The organism is Paramagnetospirillum kuznetsovii (assembly GCF_003284725.1).
GTDB lineage: Bacteria > Pseudomonadota > Alphaproteobacteria > Rhodospirillales > Magnetospirillaceae > Phaeospirillum > Phaeospirillum kuznetsovii.
In genome coordinates this window covers 1-19,103 of sequence record NZ_PGTO01000002.1, presented here as the reverse complement: position 1 = coordinate 19,103, position 19,103 = coordinate 1, and the positions used below count along the sequence as shown (strand labels likewise).

At 66.2% G+C, this 19,103-nt stretch carries 23 protein-coding genes and 1 riboswitch; of the genes, 14 read left to right on the top strand and 9 right to left on the bottom strand.

What is annotated here, in order from left to right; genetic code table 11:
* The first annotated feature begins 92 nt into the window (after positions 1-92).
* The 4 genes from CU669_RS02740 to CU669_RS02725 all read left to right on the top strand — a co-directional run bounded on the left by CU669_RS02740 (position 93) and on the right by CU669_RS02725 (position 3,137).
* Positions 93-863 carry a carbonic anhydrase gene (locus CU669_RS02740; RefSeq protein ID WP_112142295.1) on the top strand — a complete coding sequence of 257 codons (771 nt, stop codon included), beginning with the start codon at positions 93-95 and terminating at the stop codon, positions 861-863.
* 8 nt (positions 864-871) lie between these two features.
* Positions 872-1,708: a hypothetical protein gene (locus CU669_RS02735; protein WP_112142294.1), complete on the top strand. Its 837-nt coding sequence runs from the start codon at positions 872-874 to the stop codon at positions 1,706-1,708.
* Between the two features lie 109 nt (positions 1,709-1,817).
* On the top strand, positions 1,818-2,741 hold the full coding sequence (locus CU669_RS02730) for a site-specific tyrosine recombinase XerD (protein WP_112142293.1): 924 nt from the start codon (positions 1,818-1,820) through the stop codon (positions 2,739-2,741).
* A 165-nt stretch (positions 2,742-2,906) separates the two neighbouring features.
* Positions 2,907-3,137 carry a helix-turn-helix domain-containing protein gene (locus CU669_RS02725; RefSeq protein ID WP_112142292.1) on the top strand — a complete coding sequence of 77 codons (231 nt, stop codon included), beginning with the start codon at positions 2,907-2,909 and terminating at the stop codon, positions 3,135-3,137.
* Here CU669_RS02725 and CU669_RS02720 read toward each other — a convergent pair whose 3' ends face one another.
* Positions 3,138-3,482: a hypothetical protein gene (locus CU669_RS02720; RefSeq protein WP_112142291.1), complete on the bottom strand. Its 345-nt coding sequence runs from the start codon at positions 3,480-3,482 to the stop codon at positions 3,138-3,140. It abuts the gene before it with no gap.
* 132 nt (positions 3,483-3,614) lie between these two features.
* Here CU669_RS02720 and CU669_RS02715 point away from each other — a divergent pair, with 132 nt between their 5' ends.
* From CU669_RS02715 to CU669_RS02700, 4 genes are all read left to right on the top strand, one after another.
* Positions 3,615-5,126, top strand: a complete 1,512-nt coding sequence (locus tag CU669_RS02715) for an ArnT family glycosyltransferase (RefSeq protein WP_239988504.1) — start codon at positions 3,615-3,617, stop codon at positions 5,124-5,126.
* Between the two features lie 17 nt (positions 5,127-5,143).
* Positions 5,144-6,361: a glycosyltransferase family 9 protein gene (locus CU669_RS02710; protein ID WP_239988503.1), complete on the top strand. Its 1,218-nt coding sequence runs from the start codon at positions 5,144-5,146 to the stop codon at positions 6,359-6,361.
* The gene (ugpQ, locus tag CU669_RS02705; protein WP_112142289.1) at positions 6,358-7,074 is read left to right on the top strand and encodes a glycerophosphodiester phosphodiesterase; all 717 of its coding nucleotides are present in this window, start codon (positions 6,358-6,360) and stop codon (positions 7,072-7,074) included. Before CU669_RS02710 ends, ugpQ begins: the two co-directional genes overlap by 4 nt.
* Positions 7,075-7,162: 88 nt before the next feature.
* Entirely contained in the window at positions 7,163-8,560 is a 1,398-nt protein-coding gene (locus CU669_RS02700; protein WP_112142668.1) for an NAD(P)H-dependent flavin oxidoreductase, read from the top strand.
* Positions 8,561-8,593: 33 nt separating this feature from the next.
* Here CU669_RS02700 and mazF read toward each other — a convergent pair whose 3' ends face one another.
* From mazF to CU669_RS02685, 3 genes are all read right to left on the bottom strand, one after another.
* Positions 8,594-8,926 (bottom strand): endoribonuclease MazF, encoded by a 333-nt coding sequence (gene mazF / locus CU669_RS02695; RefSeq protein ID WP_112142288.1) that lies wholly within the window; start codon positions 8,924-8,926, stop codon positions 8,594-8,596.
* Entirely contained in the window at positions 8,926-9,162 is a 237-nt protein-coding gene (locus CU669_RS02690; RefSeq protein WP_112142287.1) for an AbrB/MazE/SpoVT family DNA-binding domain-containing protein, read from the bottom strand. Before CU669_RS02690 ends, mazF begins: the two co-directional genes overlap by 1 nt.
* Positions 9,163-9,228: 66 nt before the next feature.
* Entirely contained in the window at positions 9,229-10,812 is a 1,584-nt protein-coding gene (locus tag CU669_RS02685) for a lysine--tRNA ligase (RefSeq protein ID WP_112142286.1), read from the bottom strand.
* 170 nt (positions 10,813-10,982) lie between these two features.
* Between CU669_RS02685 and CU669_RS02680 the strand changes: the two genes are divergently transcribed.
* Positions 10,983-11,186 (top strand): hypothetical protein, encoded by a 204-nt coding sequence (locus tag CU669_RS02680; protein ID WP_239988502.1) that lies wholly within the window; start codon positions 10,983-10,985, stop codon positions 11,184-11,186.
* Here the strand turns inward: CU669_RS02680 and CU669_RS02675 are convergent.
* From CU669_RS02675 to CU669_RS02655, 5 genes are read right to left on the bottom strand one after another with little or no spacing between them, the layout of a single operon-like run.
* Positions 11,183-11,431, bottom strand: a complete 249-nt coding sequence (locus CU669_RS02675) for a type II toxin-antitoxin system RelE/ParE family toxin (RefSeq protein WP_161539564.1) — start codon at positions 11,429-11,431, stop codon at positions 11,183-11,185. The two genes, CU669_RS02680 and CU669_RS02675, sit on opposite strands and share 4 nt — an antisense overlap.
* Positions 11,425-11,712, bottom strand: a complete 288-nt coding sequence (locus CU669_RS02670) for a transcriptional regulator (protein ID WP_112142284.1) — start codon at positions 11,710-11,712, stop codon at positions 11,425-11,427. The genes CU669_RS02675 and CU669_RS02670 overlap by 7 nt, the downstream gene beginning before the upstream one ends.
* Before the next feature lie 13 nt (positions 11,713-11,725).
* The gene (locus tag CU669_RS02665; RefSeq protein WP_112142283.1) at positions 11,726-13,060 is read right to left on the bottom strand and encodes a sensor histidine kinase; all 1,335 of its coding nucleotides are present in this window, start codon (positions 13,058-13,060) and stop codon (positions 11,726-11,728) included.
* Positions 13,050-13,721 (bottom strand): response regulator transcription factor, encoded by a 672-nt coding sequence (locus CU669_RS02660; RefSeq protein ID WP_112142282.1) that lies wholly within the window; start codon positions 13,719-13,721, stop codon positions 13,050-13,052. Before CU669_RS02660 ends, CU669_RS02665 begins: the two co-directional genes overlap by 11 nt.
* Positions 13,718-14,005, bottom strand: a complete 288-nt coding sequence (locus tag CU669_RS02655) for a PepSY domain-containing protein (RefSeq protein ID WP_112142281.1) — start codon at positions 14,003-14,005, stop codon at positions 13,718-13,720. The genes CU669_RS02660 and CU669_RS02655 overlap by 4 nt, the downstream gene beginning before the upstream one ends.
* A 113-nt stretch (positions 14,006-14,118) precedes the next feature.
* Here CU669_RS02655 and CU669_RS21965 point away from each other — a divergent pair, with 113 nt between their 5' ends.
* The 5 genes from CU669_RS21965 to CU669_RS02635 all read left to right on the top strand — a co-directional run bounded on the left by CU669_RS21965 (position 14,119) and on the right by CU669_RS02635 (position 18,933).
* A complete protein-coding gene (locus CU669_RS21965) occupies positions 14,119-14,244 on the top strand; it encodes a hypothetical protein (RefSeq protein ID WP_275667796.1) in 126 nt (41 codons plus the stop codon).
* Positions 14,241-15,059: a DUF1924 domain-containing protein gene (locus tag CU669_RS02650; RefSeq protein ID WP_112142280.1), complete on the top strand. Its 819-nt coding sequence runs from the start codon at positions 14,241-14,243 to the stop codon at positions 15,057-15,059. Before CU669_RS21965 ends, CU669_RS02650 begins: the two co-directional genes overlap by 4 nt.
* 11 nt (positions 15,060-15,070) lie before the next feature.
* Positions 15,071-15,523: a diheme cytochrome c gene (locus CU669_RS02645; protein ID WP_112142279.1), complete on the top strand. Its 453-nt coding sequence runs from the start codon at positions 15,071-15,073 to the stop codon at positions 15,521-15,523.
* Positions 15,524-15,576: 53 nt separating this feature from the next.
* Positions 15,577-15,690, top strand: a riboswitch (TPP riboswitch).
* Between the two features lie 51 nt (positions 15,691-15,741).
* Positions 15,742-17,553: a phosphomethylpyrimidine synthase ThiC gene (thiC, locus tag CU669_RS02640; protein ID WP_112142278.1), complete on the top strand. Its 1,812-nt coding sequence runs from the start codon at positions 15,742-15,744 to the stop codon at positions 17,551-17,553.
* Positions 17,554-17,694: 141 nt separating this feature from the next.
* Positions 17,695-18,933: a NupC/NupG family nucleoside CNT transporter gene (locus tag CU669_RS02635; RefSeq protein WP_112142277.1), complete on the top strand. Its 1,239-nt coding sequence runs from the start codon at positions 17,695-17,697 to the stop codon at positions 18,931-18,933.
* Positions 18,934-19,103 lie beyond the last annotated feature (170 nt).

The following is a 19,103-nucleotide window of genomic DNA, read 5'->3' as shown; positions in this document are numbered from 1 at the left end:
AGGGCAATTGCGTCGTCGCAACGAGGATGGACGCCCCCCACCTTCCGAGATAGGCTGATCATGAATTCGGCTTAATCTCGGGAGGATTGCCCATGGACCGTCGTTCGTTTCTGCGTCACGCCACCGGAGCCGCCTGCCTGTGCGGCGCTTGTGGTGGAAGCATCGCCAACGCCGTCGCGGCGGAAGGCGCCCATTGGGCCTATGAAGGCCATGGCGGTCCCAAGGAATGGGGCTCGCTGGCCCCCGAATACGCCGCCTGCTCCATGGGCAAGGAACAGTCTCCCATCGATCTGACCAAGCCCGTCGCCGCCATCATGGGCGACCCGGTGCCGTCGTGGCGGCCGATGCCGCTGAAGGTGCAGAACAACGGACACACCATTCAGGTGGATTGCGCCGGTGGCGGCAATCTGGCGCTGGACGGCAAGTCCTACGACCTGCTGCAATTCCATTTTCATACCCCCAGCGAACACACCGTCGACGGCGCCGCCTTCGACATGGAATGCCATTTCGTCCATAAGGCGGCCGACGGCGGTCTTGCCGTGCTAGGCGTGATGATCGCCAAGGGCGCCGCCAATCCGGCCCTGGAAGCCATCTGGCAGGTGATGCCGACCAAGGGTGGTGAATCGGTCAACGCGCCGGGCATGCTGGATGCCTCCATGCTGCTGCCCAAGGAAACCTTGTCATTCCGCTATGCCGGTTCCCTGACCACGCCGCCCTGTTCGGAGGTGGTGCAGTGGGTGGTGTTCCGCCAGGCCATCACCGCCTCGGCCGACCAGATCGCCCGCTTCGCCAAGCTGTTCCCCATGAATGCGCGGCCGGTGATGCCGCTGAACCGCCGCAAACTTCTGCTTGACGTGATGTGAGGTCGCCGATGAAGCCCCGTCTTCTCTGGCCCAGTCTTCCTCGGCATTGGACAGCGGCGGCGCCGGTGGCGCTGCTGCTGGCCGCCTGCTCCTCCGGACCGACGACCATGGACAGTCCCGCCACCGCCTTCGGGGGCACCTGGGTCGTCACCGATTCCTTCCCGGCGGGCGGTGTCACCGATATGGGGTCGTCCCCCTTGGGACAGATGGTCCGCATGGACGCCGCCATGGCGGGTGACGTGGCCGGGCGCGCCTGTCCCTGGCCCAGCTATGGCGATTCCAAGGGGGTTCTCGGCTCCGTGGTGGGGGCAATCACCTCGCCGCTGCCGCAATCCTTGGAGTCCCCGGTCGGCGTCTTGGAGGTGACCTGCGCCGGACAGCGCTTCGCCACCTATGCGGTGCTGGCCGACGGCAGCATGCTGACCCGCCATGGGCCATGGCTTCTGCGTCTGGAGCACGGCGAGAAGCTGGCGGCCCGGCCTGCCCCCATGGCGCCGGAACCGTCCATGGCCCCGGAAGCGCACATGGCCCCGGTAGCGCACATGGCAATAGCGGCGCCCGCCATCGCCATGGACCCTCCGGCGGCGCCCGCCGCCCCGCCCAAACTGGTCTATCTCGCCTCCTACAAGACCGAGGCCTGGGCCAAGAAGGGCTGGGGCATCCTCGCCGCTCAATCGGCCAGTCTGAAAGCGCTGCAACCGGTGACCCATGCCGTCGATCTCAAGGGCAAGGGCAAGTTCATCCGCCTGTTCGCCCCCGCCGCCGACGAGGCCGCGGGCAAACGGATCTGCCATGAACTGGGTAAGGCCATCAGCGATTGCGGAGCATCCGGCCGGGAGAAGTAGGCCCATAGGCGTGACACTTGCGGGCTGGAAGCCCGCGCTCCCGGAGTGGCGTCATGCTTGGAGCGCGGCCGTCCCAGCCGCATTCCGGCGAAAGAGGACGGGCCGCATCATGACCCGACACACCGAGTCCTTCCTGGAAATGTTGGCCGCCGAGCGCGGCGCGGCGGCCAACACCCTTGACGCCTATCGCCGCGATCTCGACGACCTGCAAGAATGCGTCGGCGATCCAATGGCCGCCGACGCCAAGGCCATCAAGGCCTGGCTGGGCCGTCAGGCGGCCCTGGGCATGGCGCCCCGCACCCAGGCCCGCAGGCTGTCCTGCATTCGCCAGTTCTACCGCTTCCTGTTCGCCGAGGGCCTGCGGACCGACGACCCCACCGCCAATATCGATTCCCCCCGCCTGGGTCGGCCGCTGCCCAAATATCTGAGCGAGGCAGAGGTCGAGGCCATGCTGGCGGCGGCCAAGGCCCTGGACGGCGAAGCGGGCGTGCTGATGGGCGCCTTGCTGGAAACCCTTTACGCCACCGGCATGCGGGTTTCCGAACTGATGACGCTGCCCGTCAGCGCCGTCGCCCGCGATCCCAGCGTGCTGATCGTGCGCGGCAAGGGCGATAAGGAGCGCATGGTGCCGCTGTCGGACCCTGCCCGCGCCGCCTTGGCCGCATGGTGCTCGGTACGCGACGCGGCCCTGCCCAAGGGCAATTCGTCCCGCTGGCTGTTTCCCTCCCATGGCGGCAGCGGGCACCTGACCCGGTCCGGCTTCGCCAAGATGCTGGCGCGCGTCGCCCTGGCCGCCGGGCTCGAGCCGGCGCGGGTGTCGCCGCATGTGCTGCGCCATTCCTTCGCCAGCCATCTGCTGGCGGGCGGCGCCGATCTTCGTAGCGTCCAGCAGATGCTGGGCCATGCCGACATCGCCACCACCGAGATCTATACCCATGTGCTCGACGCAAGCCGCATCCGGCTGGTCCAGCGGCACCACCCCCTCGCCGAACTGGCAATCCGCGAGAAGGGGAATATCCTAAAAGAAGAATAGGGCTACGGGACGATCCTCAATTGTCTCTCGGCAGGCTATTGGTCGATAAGAATTATTACTTATGGCCTATGCCGGAGATTGACACCGCTGACTTACCTATGCATTTTTCACTCATGCCGAGACTCGTTTGCGCCACGCACACGGCATCGCCGGGATGAGAGTGAAATGACCGAAGAAGAATTCACCGAAACTTTACAGCGTCTTGGCCTGTCCCAGGCGGCCCTGGCCCGGCTTCTCGACGACCTTGGCGAGCAGCAACCGGCCCCCACCACCGTCTGGCGCTGGGCCGACGGGCGATCGCGCGTTCCCATCGGGGTCGGCGCCCTGCTGCGCCTGCTGGAGCAATTGCCGGGGGAGCTGCGCATTCAGGTCACCCGCAAGGCGCAGCGGGCCTGATCACTTTTCCATGACGGCCCAGCCCTTGTCGCCCTTGACGAAGCGGCCCGAGGCCTTTTCGGTCTTTTCCCCCAAGGGGCCGTTCAGCGTCATCTCGAAGTCGCAGCGATAGCCGGGATTGCCCTCGGCCTTGGCGCAGCCCAGCTTCTTGAAGGCCTTGATGGTGGTGGTCAGATCCTTGCCGATCATCTTGCCGACGCTTCCCAGCTCCTTGTTGATGGAGCCATAGGTCTGCTCCACCGCCGCCTTCATATCCGCATCCGACGGATCGCCGTCGCAGGCGGCAAGCGCGGCACAGGCGGCGAGAACCAGGGACAGCGTTCCCGCGCGATGAATTCCAATCATGATCGACCCTCCCTTGATGCGTCATCTCATATAGAGGGATGTCGGCGGTTCGACAACCGAGCCATCTGGATTGGCAAGGGGTTTCGTGCTATTGCCGGGCGCCGCGATATCCCGTGCACCGGAGGCAGGTTCTTGACAACCGCGTCGAGCCCGACGCCCAAGCCGCTCGATCCCGCCGTCTTTCTGTTGGCGGCGATCGCGGCCATTACGGCGATGCGCCTCGGCGTCGCGGGGGCGTCCCTGCTGTCGGGAGACGAAGCCTATTACTGGCTGTGGTCGCGCCGCTTGCAGCTATCCTATTTCGACCATCCCGGCATGATGGCTTGGGGAATGGCCGCCTCCAACTGGGTCTTCGGCGACTCGGAGCTGGCGGTGCGCCTGCCCACCGTCATCTCGGGCGCCGTCGTCAGCTGGCTGGTGTTCGACGCGGCCAGGACCGCCTTCGACGACGCCTGGACCGGGCTTTTGGCGGCGCTGTGGCTCAACGCCACCATCCTGTTCGGCGCCGCCTCCGTCACCGCCACCCCCGACGCCCCGCTTCTGGTGTTCTGGACCACCGCCCTGTGGGCGATGATCCGCTTGCTGAAGAGCGGCCATCCCATCTGGATCTATGCCCTGGGGGCGGCCCTGGGGTTGGGATTTATCAGCAAATACACCATGGTGCTGATCGCGCCCGGCGTGCTGGCCGTCTTCGTTCTGTTTCCGCAAGGGCGCGTCTGGCTGCGCAGCCGCCACTTCTATCTGGCCATCGCCCTTGCATTGGCCTGCACCGCGCCGGTCCTGCTGTGGAACCTGATGAATGACTGGATGTCGTTCAAGAAGCAGTTGGCCCACTCCTTCGACACCCCGGTGACCAGCCCGCTGAAGAGCTTGGCGACCTTCCTCGCCACCCAAATCGGCGTGATGACGCCGCTGCTGCTTGGCTTCGTGCTGTGGGGCATGGGTTGGGCTCTGTGGCGCGGTTGGCGGAGCAAGCGGCCGGAATGGTTCCTGCTGGGGGCCACCTCGGCGCCGGTATTGATCTTCTTCATCAAGCACAGCCTGGGCGGGCTGGTTCAGCCCCATTGGTCGGGACCGGCCTATCTGGGCGCCACCATGGCGGCGGTGGGCGGTTTCCGTCTGGCGGCCCGCCGCCCGTGGCTGCGCCGCCTGTTCCTCGCCGCCCCCATCCTGGGCGGTGTCATGGTGGTGGCGGTCTATGTCCAGATGGCAAGCGCCATCCTTCCCATTCCGGGCAAGGCCGATCCTCTCGGTCGGCTGGGCGGCTGGGACAAGGTGGCCGAGGCGGTCGATGCCCAGCGCAGGCTTCATCCGGACGCCTTCGTCTTCGTCCAGAAGCATGAGCTGAGCGGCATTCTCAGCTATTACCTTCCCGATCATCCCAAGGTGTTCCTGACCGGTTCGGCTGGCATTCCCAGAATTCCTTCGTATGATGCCAGGGACGTGGATGGCCTGAAGGGCCGGAACGGCCTGTTCGTCAGCCGCGCCAGCCACCGAGGGGTGGAAGACGCGGGACGCTTTTTCGACAGGATGACACTGGTCGGCAGCCTGGATCGTGCCTGGGGGGGGCGGGTGATCGACCACTACGAGATCTGGCTGGGCGAGGGCTATCGCCAGGGAACCTTCAAGGAACTCGAGCAGTAACAAGGACGGGGGCCGAAGTGAACGTCGATAGGATGCGCCAGATCGATTACTGGGTGGGGGTTCCGCTCTGCGCCGTCGTGTCCCTCTGCCATCGCCTGTGGCGCCTGTTCAGCCCTGAGAAACCCGGCAATGGTCGCGACATCCTATTCATCGAACTGTCCGAGATGGGCAGCACCGTCATCGCCGATTCCGCCTTTCGCCGCGCCCAGACCCTGTTCCCCGATGCCCGCCTGTATTTCCTGATCTTCGCCAAGAACCGTCCCAGCCTGGACATCATCGGCACCATCCGGCCCGAGAACACCCTGACCATCCGCGCCGACAATCTGGTCACCCTGGTGGTCGATACCGTGCGCGCCATCATCGCCATGCGCCGCCTCGACCTGTTCGCCGCCATCGACATGGAAATGTTCTCGCGCTTTACCGCCCTGCTGACGTTTTTCAGCGGCGCCCGCAATCGGGTGGGCTTTCACCGCTTCCATTGCGAGGGTCTGTATCGCGGCGAGCTGCTGACCCACCGGGTGCTGTTCAACCCGCATCACCACGTGGCCAAGAGCTTCCTGGCGCTGGTCCATTGCCTGACCGAGCCCGCCGGGACCATCCCCCACACCAAGATCGCCTTTTCCGACGAGGAAATCCGGCTGGCGCCGCTTTCGCCGTCGACCGCGTCGGTGGACACATTCCGCGCCCGCTTGGCGGCCGCCTTCCCGGCGCTGGCCAAGGCGAGCAAGTGGGTGCTGCTCAACCCCAATGCCAGCGAGCTGATGCCGCTGCGCCGCTGGCCGGTGGAGCGCTATACCGAACTGGCCCGGCGCCTGCTGGAAGATCCCGACCTCGCCATCCTGATTTCCGGCGTGCGGTCAGAGCACGACGAGGCCAAGCGCCTGTGCGCGGCGGCGGGCAGCGACCGTGTCGCCAATCTGGCCGGTTTCACCGGCATGGACGATCTGGTGCCGCTCTATACGCTGTGCTCCTTGATGGTGACCAACGACAGCGGCCCCGCCCACTTCGCCGCCCCCACCGGCCTGAAGACCATCGTGCTGTTCGGCCCCGAGACCCCGGCGCTGTACGGCGCCTTGAATCCCAATGCCCAATTCATCACGGCCGGCTTGGCGTGCTCGCCCTGCGTTTCGGCCTTCAACCACCGCAAATCCGCCTGCACCGAGGCGCGCTGCATGACCGCCATTTCGGTGGATACGGTGACGGAGCGGGTGCGGGCCATGCTCGCCCAGCCGTGATCCTACCGCCGGTTATCGGCCATCGCGGCGCCTGCGGCGTGGCCCCGGAAAATACCCTCGCCTCGTTTCGCCGGGCCGCCGCCCTGGGCGCCGCCATGGTGGAATTCGACGTCCGCCTGAGCGCCGATGGCCATCCGGTGGTCTTTCATGACGACGATCTGGACCGCACCAGCACCGGCACGGGACCGGTGGCGGCCCAAGGGCTGGACCGGATCAAGACGCTGGACGCCGGATCATGGTTCGGCCCCGACTTCGCGGGCGAGAGCGTTCCCACCCTGGACGAGGTGCTGCGCCTGTGCCTGGACCTTGGCCTGGGCATCAATATGGAGATCAAGCCCGATGCCGGGCGCGAGGGGGAAACCGGCCGCGTCGCCCTGGACCATGCCTTGGCCCTGTGGCCGGACAATCGGCCCTTGCCGCTGATTTCAAGTTTCGCCTGGGATTGCCTGGAGGTGGCCCGCGCGACGGCGCCGGAATGGCCGCGCGGACTGTTGGTGGGCGCCATTCCCGCCGACTGGCGAAGCCATGCCGAACGCTACGGCTGCAAAGCCATCCATGCCGATCATCGCGATCTTGATGCGGGACGGGTTGCCGAGGTCACGTCTTCCGGGCTATGTGTACTGGCCTACACGGTCAATGACGCCCGACGGGAAGAAGCGTTGCGGGGAATGGGCGTTTCCTCCGTATTCACCGATTTTCCTCATTCGTCATGATTCCGTAACGTCACTGGTGACGGCTTCCGTCTGGCACTATATAAGTCCCGTCTCGGATAGCCGCCTGCCTTAAGGAGTGATCGTCGCCTTGAAACCGCTCGATCCCATTCTCATTTCCGGTCGTGAAGTCCTGCCCATCGTCGAGGGCGGCAAGGGCATCAACGTCTCCAACGGAGAAAGCTCCGGCGCCTGGGCTGCCGCCGGGGGCGTCGCCACCTTCTCGGGCGTCAATGCCGACCTCTATGACGAGAACGGCAACCGCATCGACATGGTCTATCACGGCAAGACGCGGACCGAAAAACATCACGAGCTGATCGCCTACGGCATCAAGGGCGGCATCGCCCAGGCCCGCATCGCCCATGACATCTCCGGCGGCAAGGGCCGCATCCACATGAACGTGCTGTGGGAGATGGGCGGTGCCGAGGCCATCCTGGAAGGCGTGCTGGACGGCGCCAAGGGCCTGATCCACGGCGTCACCTGCGGCGCGGGCATGCCCTACAAGGTGGCCGAGATCGCCGCCCATTACGGCGTCTACTACTATCCCATCGTGTCCTCGGCCCGCGCCTTCCGCGCCCTGTGGAAGCGTGCCTACCACAAATACGGCCAACTGCTGGGCGGCGTTGTCTACGAAGACCCCTGGCTGGCGGGCGGCCATAACGGCCTGTCCAACAGCGAAGACCCCAGGAAGCCGGAACCCCCCTATGGCCGGGTGCGCGAACTGCGCAACGTCATGAACGAATGCGGCCTGAACCAGACCCCCATCTTCATGGCGGGCGGCGTGTGGTGGCTGAAGGAATGGGACGACTGGATCGGCAATCCCGAACTGGGCCCCATCGCCTTCCAATACGGCACAAGGCCGCTGCTGACCAAGGAAAGCCCCATTTCCGACGCCTGGAAGCACCGACTGTTGACCTTGAAGCCGGGCGATGTGCTGCTGCACCATTTCAGCCCCACCGGCTTCTATTCATCGGCGGTGAAGAACGGCTTCATCGAGGAACTGTGCCAGCGCCTGGAACACCAGATCCCCTATTCCAGCGAATGCGTCGGCGATCACGAGGCGGAACTGCCCATCGGCGCGCGTAAGCGCATCGTCTGGGTCACCCCCCATGACCGCGACCGCGCCCTGGGCTGGATGGCGCAAGGCTTCACCGAGGCGCTGCGCACCCCGGATTCGACCCTGATCTTCGTCGATCCCGACAAGGCCGAGGAAATCCGCGTCGATCAGGTCAACTGCATGGGCTGCCTGTCCCAGTGCATGTTCTCCAACTGGGCGCAGAACGAGGCGGGCACCAACGGCAAGAAGGCCGACCCGCGCAGCTTCTGCATCCAGAAGACCCTACAGAATATCGGCCATGGCGGCGACGTGGAGCACGAACTGATGTTCGCCGGCCACAACGCCTATCGCTTCGGCTCGGACCCCTTCTATGCCAACGGCTTCATCCCGACGGTGAAGCAACTGGTGGACCGCATCGCCAGCGGTGAATAGGACGCGCGATCCCCTCGTCCTTGGACGAGGGGATCAGTCCAGGAACAGTGGCCTTAGCCGGGCCACCACCTCATCCATGACGCTCTTGGGAACACTGCCGATCCGCTCGATCCGGCGGGCGTGACGATCGATGCTCTTAACCTGATCGGCCAGAACCACGCCGGACACCGGCAGTCCGTCGGGCAAGTCCACCTCGAACGGATAGCCCTTGCGGGTGCTGGTGATCGGGCAGACCACCGCATAGCGGGTCACTTGATGATAGGCCCGAGGCGAGAGCACCAATGCCGGACGTCGCCCGGCTTGTTCGCGCCCGGACTGAGGATCGAAGTCGATCCAAACCAGATCGCCGCGATCAGGCGCCGCCATTACAGAAGTTCTGCCCCATGCGGTGAATCGTCGAAGCTGTCGGGAACGTTTTCGGCGGTAACGCCGACCAGCAAGTCCGCCAGGGTATAGCTCGGGCGCGTGGGCGTCAGCCGGACAACGCCATCGACCACATCCAATTCCACGGTGGTACCCTCGCCCAGGCCAGCCCCCTCGGCCACCTGCCGGGGCAGACGGACGGCAAGGCTGTTGCCCCAGCGAGAAATCTGCGTTCGCATACCGGCCTCCCGCGCGTATCTACGTTGACTATACGCGCCGAAGCCGAAACGATCAATGAACGTACCCTACATGTCCTCGCCGGCGATGGCCTTGTCCAGCAGGGCGATGGTCTCCGTGATTCCGTACAGCTTGATGAAGCTGCCCATGCGTGGCCCCTGGTCGCTGCCCAGCAGCACCTCGTAGCAGGCCTTGAACCAGGATTTGAGATCGGCGAAGCAGTCGCGCTTGCCGATCTCGTAGACCAGATTCTGCAGATCCTCGCCGCTGGCATCGGCGCCCAGCTTTTCCAGGCCCGCCTTGAGGTCGGCGAAGGCGGCGGCCTCGTCGGGGCTCGCCTTGCGATACTTCATGTTGGGCTTCACGAAGTCGCGATAATAGGCGATGGCATAGCCCACCAGCCCGCCCAGGATCGGCGCCGTCGCGGGCGCCGCGCCCGGCGCGTAGCGCTGGATGAAGCCCCAGATCACCGCCGGGTCTTCCGAATGGCAGACGCCCACCAGATTCATCAGGATGTTGAAGGACAGATGGGCGTCCTCGGCGGGCGGCTTGCCGCCGTGGATGTGCCAGACCGGATTGTCCAACTGCTTGGCGGGCTCCTCGGCGGGGAACTTGCCGAGGAAGGTCAGGTAGTCGTCCACCACCCGGGGGATGGCGTCGAAATACAGCCGCTTGGCGGTCTTGGGCTTTTGGTACATGAACAGGGCAAGACTTTCGGCCGGGGCGTATTTCAGCCAATCCTCGACGGCCAGCCCATTGCCCTTGGACTTTGAGATCTTCTGGCCCTGATCGTCCAGGAACAGCTCGTAGGTCAGGTTCATGGGCGGGCGGCCGCCCAGGATGGTGGCGATACGGGTGGACAGTTGCACCGACGGAATCAGATCCTTGCCGCTCATCTCGTAATCGACGCCCAGCGCCACCCAGCGCATGCCCCAATCGGCCTTCCATTGCAGTTTGCAGGCGCCGCCGGTGACCGGCGTCTCCACCAGGGTGCCGTCCTCGTTCCTGTAGACGATGGTGCCCGCGTCCGCATCGCGCTCGACGACCGGCACCTGCAGCACCACTCCGGTCTTGGGACAGACTGGCAGGAAAGGGGAATAGGTGGCGCGGCGCTCGTCGCCGAGCGTCGGCAGCACCACGTTGATGACCTCGTCATAGTGGCGCAGCACCCCGAGCAGGGCCTGATCGAAACGGCCCGAGGTGTACCAGTCGGTGGCCGACTGGAACTCGTACTCGAACCCGAAGGTGTCGAGGAACGACCGCAGCCGGGCGTTGTTGTGATGGCCGAAGCTTTCATGGGTGCCGAAGGGATCGGGAATGCGGGTCAGCGGCTTGCCCAGATGCTTCGCCACCATCTCCTTGTTGGGGATGTTGTCGGGCACTTTGCGCAGCCCGTCCATGTCGTCGGAAAAGGCGAACAGGCGGGTGGGAATCTCGGGCGCCAGGATGGAAAAGGCGCGCCGCACCATGGTGGTGCGCGCCACCTCGCCGAAGGTGCCGATATGGGGCAGGCCCGACGGGCCATAGCCGGTCTCGAACAGCACATAGCCCTTTTCCGGTTTCGCGCCCTTCAGCCGATCGTCCAGCAGGGAACGGGCCTCCTGGAACGGCCAGGCGGAAGCGGTACGGGCGAATTGGGCGAGGTCGGTCATGGCAACATGCTTTCCATGCAAGAGAAGAGCGGGAAGTTAGCCCGGATTTCTGCTAGAGTCATCCCTCGTGGCGGCTATGTCGCCATGACAATGTTGCAGCGCACAAAATCATCTCGCTTCCGCTGCCCGAATTGGTGCAGACTGAAGCCGTCGTCAATGAACCGAGGCCAATGATGCTGGGACCGGCAGAATTTCGGGAAATCATCTCCGCCTTGTCCGATGCGGGACTACAGCCCGTGCGCCTGCCCGAAGGCCGCAGCCCCTATCTGAGCCCGGCCCTCGCCGCCGGCATGGCGGTGCCGCGCGCCATCCGCAAGGCCAAGCAGGACGCCGCCGCCGCCGAGGCCGAGAAGAAGGCCGCGGACAAGGCCTAGGCCAGCACCCGCAGCACCGTCAGCCGTCCCTTGCCCCCGATCCGATAGACCAGCCGCCACGGCAATCCCGGCAGCGGAAGTTCGCGGGTGTCGGGCACCTTTCCCACCCGGCCGCGATCGGGAAATTCCGTCAGCACGTCGCTGGCCTCGGCGATGATGCGTCCCACCCGCGCCGCCGCCTCCGTGGCCAGACCGGCGCGGATCAGGTGGAGATCGTCCAGGGCGGAATCGGCCCAGCTCAGCACGAGCGCGGCCGCTTGCGTTCGGCTTCCGACCCCCAGCTCAGCAGCCAGCGGCGGATATCGTCGTGATGGGACGCCAGCCCGAAACCGGATGTGGCCTCGCCCTCCTGGGCCGCCGCCAGCATGACCTCCGTGGCATTCCGCGCCTTGTCCTCGGCGTCGAGGAAGGCGCGCAGGGCATGGTCCAGCGCCCCGGCCTCGTCATGGCCGTGCTCCCTGGCGAAGCGTTCGAACCGTTGGGCAAGCTCGTCGTCGAGAACCAGCATCACCGTCTTCGCGGCCATATCCGTCGCTCCGTTATGTCGGGGGGAGTCTAGCAGCCGGAAAGGCGACGCGCACGCACAGACCGCCCAGGTCGGAACGGCCGAACCGCACATCGAGCCCCATCATTCCCGCCAGATCGGCGACGATGGCGAGGCCGAGGCCGGAGCCGGGCGCCGATTCATCCAGCCGCAAGCCGCGCCTGGTGGCGGTTTCCGCCTGGGCGGGCGTCAGGCCGGGGCCGTCGTCCTCCACCGTGAGGGAGACGGTATCGGCGGTGATCCGCACTTGGGAGGACGCCCATTTGCAGGCATTGTCCATCAGATTGCCGAGGATTTCCGCCAGATCGTCGCCATTGCCGGGAAAGCGCGCCCCAGGGGCGCAATCCACCGAAAGGCTCAGCCCCCGCTCGGCATAGATTTTCCGAAGCGCGGCGGCGATGTCATTGGCCACCTCGCCCACCGCGACCTTGGCCCTGGCCGGTTCGGCGGAGACCGCCTCGGCGCGGGCGCGACCCAAATGGATGTCCACCAGCCGGTTCAGGCGGTCCAGCTGATCGCCCAGCACCCCATGATCGGGACTTGGGCTCGCCAGTTCCGCTTCCAGCACCGCCAGCGGCGTCTTCAGCCCATGGGCAAGATTGCCCACATGGGCACGGGCCCGTTCGATCAGCCGGGCGTCATGGTCGAGCACCTGATTCATGGCCAGCACCAATGGCGCCACCTCGCCGGGATAGGCCTCGCCGATGCGCCCGCCCGAGACCCGCACCTCTTCCAACTCGCCGGTCAAACGCGCCAGCGGCCGCAAGCCATAGCCCACCTGTAGCGCGATGGCGATGATCAGCCCCAGGCCCAGCCCACCCAGGGCCAGCGCCAGCAGCAGATCGAAGCGGGCCACCTCGGCCTCCACCTCGCGCCGATTGGCGGCGACGCTCAGATGCAGCGGCCGGATGCCGTCGGGAAACAGCAGGTCGCGCTCCACCACCGCGAGGCTTTCGCCACGCGGCCCCGTGTCGCGGCGGGCATGCATCTGCCCGGCGGCGACGGGCCCGCCCACCGGCAGGGCGAAATCCCACAGCGAGCGGGACCGCGCCCGGACCTCCGCCCCATCGGACACCTGCCAGTACCAACCGGAATAGGCCTGTTCGAACCGGGGGTCGCCCACCGGCTTGCCCACGGCGACCGAACCGTCGGCATTGATCTCGACCACCGCCGACAATGCGCGCAAATAGGCATCCAGCCGTTCGTGGAAGCCGTGTTCGGCCGCGTCGCGGAAGGCCAGTCCAAGCACCACCCCGCCGACGCCAAGCGCCAGGGCCAGCCACAATCCGGCTCCGAGGATCAGGCGCTGCCGGAGCGATCTAGCCGGCATTATTCGGCGGCTCCATGCGCCAGCCCTGGCCGCGCATCGTATGGATGAGGTCCGCCTTCAGCTTGCGGCGGATGCGGGCCACCAGCACGTCCAGCACGTTGGAATCGGGATCGGCGTTGCGGTCGTAGACATGCTCCACCAACTCGCCGCGCCCCACCACCCGGCCCTGGTGATGGGCCAGATAGGACAGGATGCGGAATTCCTGGGCGGTCAATTGCACCGGCATGCCGTCCAGGCTGACCCGGCCGCCGATGGTGTCGAGCCGCAGCGGGCCGCAGGTGATCTCCGGCGAGGCGTGACCGGCGGCGCGGCGGATCAGGGCGCGGATGCGGGTCACCACCTCGTCCATCTCGAACGGCTTGGTGACGTAGTCGTCGGCCCCGGCGGCGAAGGCGGCGGATTTGTCGGCCCAGCGGTTGCGCGCCGTCAGCACCAGCACCGGCATGGCGCGCCCCATTTCGCGCCAGCGGCCCAGCACGCTGACGCCGTCCAGCTTGGGCAGGCCCAGATCCAGCACCACCGCGTCATAGGCCTCGGTCTCGCCGAGATAGAGGCCTTCCTCGCCGTCATAGGCCACGTCGACCGCGAAACCCACCGCTTCCAGCGCCTGTTGCAGACGCAGGGTCAGTTGCGGCTCGTCCTCCACCACCAGGAGCCTCATGGCCGCCCCTTGCCCGGCAGGGCGCTGCCGTCACGAGCGTCGTAATGCAGCTTCAACAGCTTGCCGTCCTTGCTCAGCAGCTTGATCTCGTAGACCGGCCGTCCGTGCTTGCGTTCCAGCTCCGCCTCGATCAGATCGCCGGAATACTCGGCATTGACCCGTTCCAGAATGGCCGACAGCGGCAATATCTCGCCCGCCTGCACCGCCCGGCGGGCGTCGTCATGGTCGTGCGCCCGGGCGGGCAGGCCGACAACCAGCATCAGAAGGAGAAGGGCGTATTTCATGGCGCCAGCTTGATCCTGTTTTCATGAACCGTCCATGAACCGCTGCGTCACCGTCGGTTCAGGCGTCCTCGCCTATGGTTGCCCCAGATGATCGAGCAAAGGAGTGATTTGCCATGATCGGCAAGATGATACTACAGGGTCTGGCGGCGACGGTGATCGTCGCGGTGCTCGCCTTCGGCTATGCCGCTTCCGCCAAGACGCCGGTCCCGGCCTCCACCCATTCGGAGGCCGCATCATGAGCCCGAAGCTGGAATTCACCCTGCTGCGCCTGTGGCACGCGGCCCTGGCGGGCGGCTTCGTGGTGGCCTATGTGACCGCCGACGAGGATACCTACCGCATGCATGTCTTCGCGGGCTATTGGGTGCTGGGCGCCCTGGCCTCGCGGCTGCTGCTGGCGCTGGCCGGTTCGGAGGCCGGACCGCTGCGGCTGCGCCGCCCCAGCCTGTCGTTCGGGAAACCCGGCCGCAACCCGCTGTTCGCCTGGATGGCGGCGCTGCTGCTGCCCGCCCTGGCGCTGGGCGCCGTTTCGGGCATCATCGCCGACGGCATCCCCAAGGCCGAGGATCTGCACGAAGGCCTGGCCCAGGCTGGGCTGTGGCTGGTGATCGCCCATGCCGCCACCATCGCCTGGATCTTCCAGGGCAGGCGCATCCGCGAATTCCTGAGCGGAGCCGCCCTGATCGCCGCCGTGCTGGCGGCGGGACCGGCCCAGGCGGGCGACCCCGCCCGCGACGCCATCCTGGCCGCATACGCCAAGGAAGCGGGCCAGCCGTTCTCGGCGGCGCGGGGCGAGGCTCTGTATCGGTCCAAGAACACCGCCAGCCCCGATTTCGCATCCTGCGCCACCTGCCACACCAACGACCCCGCCGCGCGCGGCCAGCACGCCAAGACCGGACGGGTGATCGAGCCGGTGGCGGTCTCGGCCAATCCCAAGCGCTTCACCGATGCGGCCAAGGTGGAGGAACGCTTTACCCGCGACTGCCAGACGGTGCTGGGACGCGCCTGCTCCGCCCTGGAAAAGGGCGATTACGTGACCTTCCTGGCCGCGAAGTAAGGAACGCCATCATGAAGAAGTTCGCCCTCGCCTTCTGCCTTGCCGCTTCGCCCGCCCTGGCCGATTTCGCTCCGCCCATCACCGATCCCGTGACGCTGAAGGCCTGCGGCGAATGCCATATGGCCTTCCAGCCCTCCTTCCTGCCCGCCCGATCCTGGGACAAGATGATGGCCAATCCGGCAGACCATTTCGGCGACAACGCCACCATGGCGCCCGACAAGGCGGCCCAGATCCGCAAGGTGCTGATGGACGGCGCCGCCGATACCAATGGTGGCCGAATGGGATCGAAGGTGATGAAGCGCCAAGCGGCGGGCGCCACGCCGCTGCGTATCACCGAAACAGCATGGTTTCAGCGCAAGCACGATCTGCCCGAGCGGGTGTGGAAGCGCCCCGGCGTGGTGACCAAGTCCAACTGCGTCGCCTGCCACCCGGCGGCGGAAAAGGGCATCTACGAAGACGACTGAAAAGTAAGGTCTTGCAAAGCTTGACTTTCACGGGCCAAGCGTCCCACTGTTTCACTTCTCCGAAGGGGAGCCCCAGGCAATAGGGGCTGAGAGGCCGGTGCCCAATCCGGCGACCCTTGGAACCTGATCCGGGTCATTCCGGCGAAGGGATCGGAACCAATGCTTCCGCTTTCCGTCGTCGCCATGGCCCCCATGCCCTTGGTGGAAAGAACACGACGATGCCCGATACCGCCCCGCTGCCCAAGATCACCACCGGCCCCCTGCCCGGTTCCCGCAAGATCTATGTGGAGGGCTCGCGCCCCGACATTCGGGTCGCCATGCGCGAAATCGCCCTGGAAGCCGCCTGCGGCGAAGCGCCGGTGCGCGTCTATGACTGTTCCGGCCCCTTCACCGACCCGGCCCTGCGCGTCGACATCGCCAAGGGCGTTCCGGCGCTGCGCGCCCAATGGATCCTGGAACGCGGCGACGTGGAGCATTACGAGGGCCGCGCCCATCGCCCCGAGGATGACGGGCTGAAGCCGGGCGAGACCATCTCGGTTCCGGTGTTCGACCGCACCGGCCGCCGCCCCCTGCGCGGCAAGTCGGGCAAGGCGCCCACCCAACTGGCCTATGCCCGGGCCGGCATCATCACCCCCGAGATGGAATACGTCGCCATCCGCGAGAACATGAAGCGGGCCGAAACCGCGCGCGACGGCGAGGATTTCGGCGCCGACATCCCCGACGAGGTAACCCCGGAATTCGTGCGCTCCGAGATCGCGCGCGGCCGCGCCGTGCTGCCCGCCAATGTCAACCACCCCGAAGCCGAGCCCATGATCATCGGGCGCAACTTCCTGACCAAGATCAACGCCAATATCGGCAATTCCGCCGTCGCCTCGTCCGTCGAGGAAGAGGTGGAGAAGATGGTCTGGGCCACCCGCTGGGGCGCCGACACGGTGATGGACCTGTCCACCGGGCGGCATATCCACGCCACCCGCGAATGGATCATCCGCAATTCCCCGGTTCCCATCGGCACCGTGCCGATCTATCAGGCGCTGGAAAAGGTCGACGGCAAGGCCGAGGAGCTGAGCTGGGAAATCTTCCGCGACACCCTGATCGAGCAGGCCGAGCAAGGCGTCGACTACTTCACCATCCATGCGGGCGTGCTGTTGCGCTATATCCCGCTGACTGCCAAGCGCACCACCGGCATCGTCAGCCGGGGCGGCTCCATCATGGCGAAATGGTGTCTGGCCCATCACAAGGAAAACTTCCTCTACACCCATTTCGAGGACATCTGCGAGCTGCTGAAGGCCTATGACGTCGGCTTCTCGCTGGGCGACGGGTTGCGGCCCGGCTCCATCGCCGACGCCAACGACGCCGCCCAGTTCGGCGAGCTGGAGACCCTGGGCGAGCTGACCCACAAGGCCTGGGCCCATGACTGCCAGGTCATCATCGAAGGCCCCGGTCATGTGCCCATGCACAAGATCAAGAAGAACGTGGAAAAGCAGATCGAGCTGTGCGGCGAGGCGCCGTTCTACACCCTCGGGCCGCTGGTCACCGACATCGCGCCGGGCTACGACCACATCACCAGCGCCATCGGCGCCGCCATGATCGGCTGGTTCGGCACCGCCATGCTGTGCTACGTGACGCCCAAGGAGCATCTCGGCCTGCCCGACAAGCAGGACGTGCGCGAAGGCGTCGTCACCTACAAGCTGGCCGCCCATGCCGCCGATCTGGCCAAGGGCCATCCCGGCGCCCAGTTGCGCGACAACGCCTTGTCCCGCGCCCGCTTCGAGTTCCGCTGGAAGGATCAGTTCAACCTGTCGCTGGACCCGGAGAAGGCGCTGGCCTTCCACGACCAGCACCTGCCCGCCGAGGGCGCCAAGCTGGCCCATTTCTGCTCCATGTGCGGACCCAAGTTCTGCTCCATGAAGATCAGCCAGGAGGTCCGCGACTTCGCCGCCGCCGAACAGGGCATGGCCGAGATGAGCGACAAGTTCGTCAAGGACGGCGCCGAGATCTATCACACCGAGAAACCGGCGGCGGCGGAGTAGAAACCGACATTCCCCCTCCCCCTCGCGGGGAGGGCCGGGGTGGGGGCCACCGAACGAACGTCCGCCGACACGATCACCCCACCCCAACCCCTCCCCATCAAAGGGGAGGGGCTTTTTGTTGCTGATGGGGGGGGGAAGAACATGCTCCAAAGTCTCTTGGGTATCATCGCCTTGGTCGCGGTCGCCATCGCCCTGTCCGAGGATCGACGCCGCGTTTCTTGGCGGGTGGTCGCCGCCGGTCTGGGCGTCCAGATCCTGCTGGCCCTGCTGCTGCTGAAGGTTCCCGCCGCCAAGACCCTGTTCCTGGCGCTCAACCACGCCGTCGAGGCCCTGCAATCGGCGACGCGGGCGGGAACCTCCTTCGTGTTCGGCTATGTGGGCGGCGGCCCTGCGCCCTGGACCGTGAACGACCCGGCGGCCGGTTTCGTGCTGGCCTTCCAGGCGCTGCCCATGGTGCTGCTGATCAGCGCGGTTTCCGCCCTGCTGTATCACTGGCGCATCCTGCCGGTGGTGGTCAAGGCGGCGTCGCGCCTGTTGGAACGCAGCATGGGGGTGGGCGGCGCCGTCGGCATCTCGGCGTCGGCCACCGCCTTCATCGGAATGATCGAGGCGCCGCTGCTGGTTAGGCCCTATCTGGCCAAGCTGTCGCGGGGCGAGCTGTTCCTGGTGATGACCACCGGCATGGCCACCATCGCCGGAACCGTCATGGTGCTGTACGCCACCTTCCTGGCTGGCGTGGTGCCCGATCCCATCGGCCATCTGCTGACGGCCTCGCTGATCTCGGTGCCCGCCGCCCTGATGATCGGCAAGATCATGATTCCCGACGAGTCGCGCACCGGCGCCCATTCCCTGAGCGCCGCCCATTCCTACGAAGGCGCCATGGACGCGGTGGTCAAGGGCACCCTGGACGGGGTGCGGCTGTTGGTGGGCATCGTGGCCATGCTGATCGTGCTGGTGGCCCTGGTCAGCCTCGCCAACGGCCTGCTGAAGCTGGGGCCCGCCGTGTTCGACGCGCCCCTGACCCTGCAGCGCCTGCTGGGCTGGGCCATGGCTCCGGTGGCCTGGCTGATGGGGGTGCCGTCCGACGAGATGGTCACCGCCGGAGCCCTGATGGGCACCAAGATCGTGCTCAACGAGCTGCTGGCCTATCTGGAACTGGCCCGCCTGCCGCCGGGGGCGTTGAGCGAGCGCTCGCGCCTGATCATGACCTATGGCCTGTGCGGCTTCGCCAATCTGGGCTCGCTGGGGATTCTCATCGCCGGTCTGTCGGTGATGGCGCCGGAACGCCGCTCCGAGATCGTGGCGCTGGGCGGCAAGGCCATCGTGTCGGGCACCCTGGCCAGTTGCCTGACCGCCGCCCTGGTGGGGGTTCTGCTGTAGCGGGCGAGGCAGCCCGCGCTCCAAGACATCGCCTCCTCCCAACAAAAACGGCGGCACCCTCGCGGATGCCGCCGTCTTCGTTTCGAATGCCGACTAGATCATCGTGCGCCAAATATGACGCACGATGATCTAGCATTATGTCTGCCCCTCACCGGGCGCGGCCCTCCGGC

What these genes read in the sequence shown, in the direction of transcription:
- CU669_RS02740 (WP_112142295.1), top strand. Translation starts at nt 93, where the DNA reads ATGGACCGTCGTTCGTTTCTGCGTCACGCCACCGGAGCCGCCTGCCTG.
- CU669_RS02735 (WP_112142294.1), top strand. Translation starts at nt 872, where the DNA reads ATGAAGCCCCGTCTTCTCTGGCCCAGTCTTCCTCGGCATTGGACAGCG.
- CU669_RS02730 (WP_112142293.1), top strand. Translation starts at nt 1,818, where the DNA reads ATGACCCGACACACCGAGTCCTTCCTGGAAATGTTGGCCGCCGAGCGC.
- CU669_RS02725 (WP_112142292.1), top strand. Translation starts at nt 2,907, where the DNA reads ATGACCGAAGAAGAATTCACCGAAACTTTACAGCGTCTTGGCCTGTCC.
- CU669_RS02720 (WP_112142291.1), bottom strand. Translation starts at nt 3,482, where the DNA reads ATGATTGGAATTCATCGCGCGGGAACGCTGTCCCTGGTTCTCGCCGCC.
- mazF (WP_112142288.1), bottom strand. Translation starts at nt 8,926, where the DNA reads ATGGCGGCGCCTGATCGCGGCGATCTGGTTTGGATCGACTTCGATCCT.
- CU669_RS02690 (WP_112142287.1), bottom strand. Translation starts at nt 9,162, where the DNA reads ATGCGAACGCAGATTTCTCGCTGGGGCAACAGCCTTGCCGTCCGTCTG.
- CU669_RS02685 (WP_112142286.1), bottom strand. Translation starts at nt 10,812, where the DNA reads ATGACCGACCTCGCCCAATTCGCCCGTACCGCTTCCGCCTGGCCGTTC.
- CU669_RS02680 (WP_239988502.1), top strand. Translation starts at nt 10,983, where the DNA reads ATGATGCTGGGACCGGCAGAATTTCGGGAAATCATCTCCGCCTTGTCC.
- CU669_RS02670 (WP_112142284.1), bottom strand. Translation starts at nt 11,712, where the DNA reads ATGGCCGCGAAGACGGTGATGCTGGTTCTCGACGACGAGCTTGCCCAA.
- CU669_RS02665 (WP_112142283.1), bottom strand. Translation starts at nt 13,060, where the DNA reads ATGCCGGCTAGATCGCTCCGGCAGCGCCTGATCCTCGGAGCCGGATTG.
- CU669_RS02660 (WP_112142282.1), bottom strand. Translation starts at nt 13,721, where the DNA reads ATGAGGCTCCTGGTGGTGGAGGACGAGCCGCAACTGACCCTGCGTCTG.
- CU669_RS02655 (WP_112142281.1), bottom strand. Translation starts at nt 14,005, where the DNA reads ATGAAATACGCCCTTCTCCTTCTGATGCTGGTTGTCGGCCTGCCCGCC.
- CU669_RS21965 (WP_275667796.1), top strand. Translation starts at nt 14,119, where the DNA reads ATGATCGGCAAGATGATACTACAGGGTCTGGCGGCGACGGTGATCGTC.
- CU669_RS02650 (WP_112142280.1), top strand. Translation starts at nt 14,241, where the DNA reads ATGAGCCCGAAGCTGGAATTCACCCTGCTGCGCCTGTGGCACGCGGCC.
- CU669_RS02645 (WP_112142279.1), top strand. Translation starts at nt 15,071, where the DNA reads ATGAAGAAGTTCGCCCTCGCCTTCTGCCTTGCCGCTTCGCCCGCCCTG.
- thiC (WP_112142278.1), top strand. Translation starts at nt 15,742, where the DNA reads ATGCCCGATACCGCCCCGCTGCCCAAGATCACCACCGGCCCCCTGCCC.
- CU669_RS02635 (WP_112142277.1), top strand. Translation starts at nt 17,695, where the DNA reads ATGCTCCAAAGTCTCTTGGGTATCATCGCCTTGGTCGCGGTCGCCATC.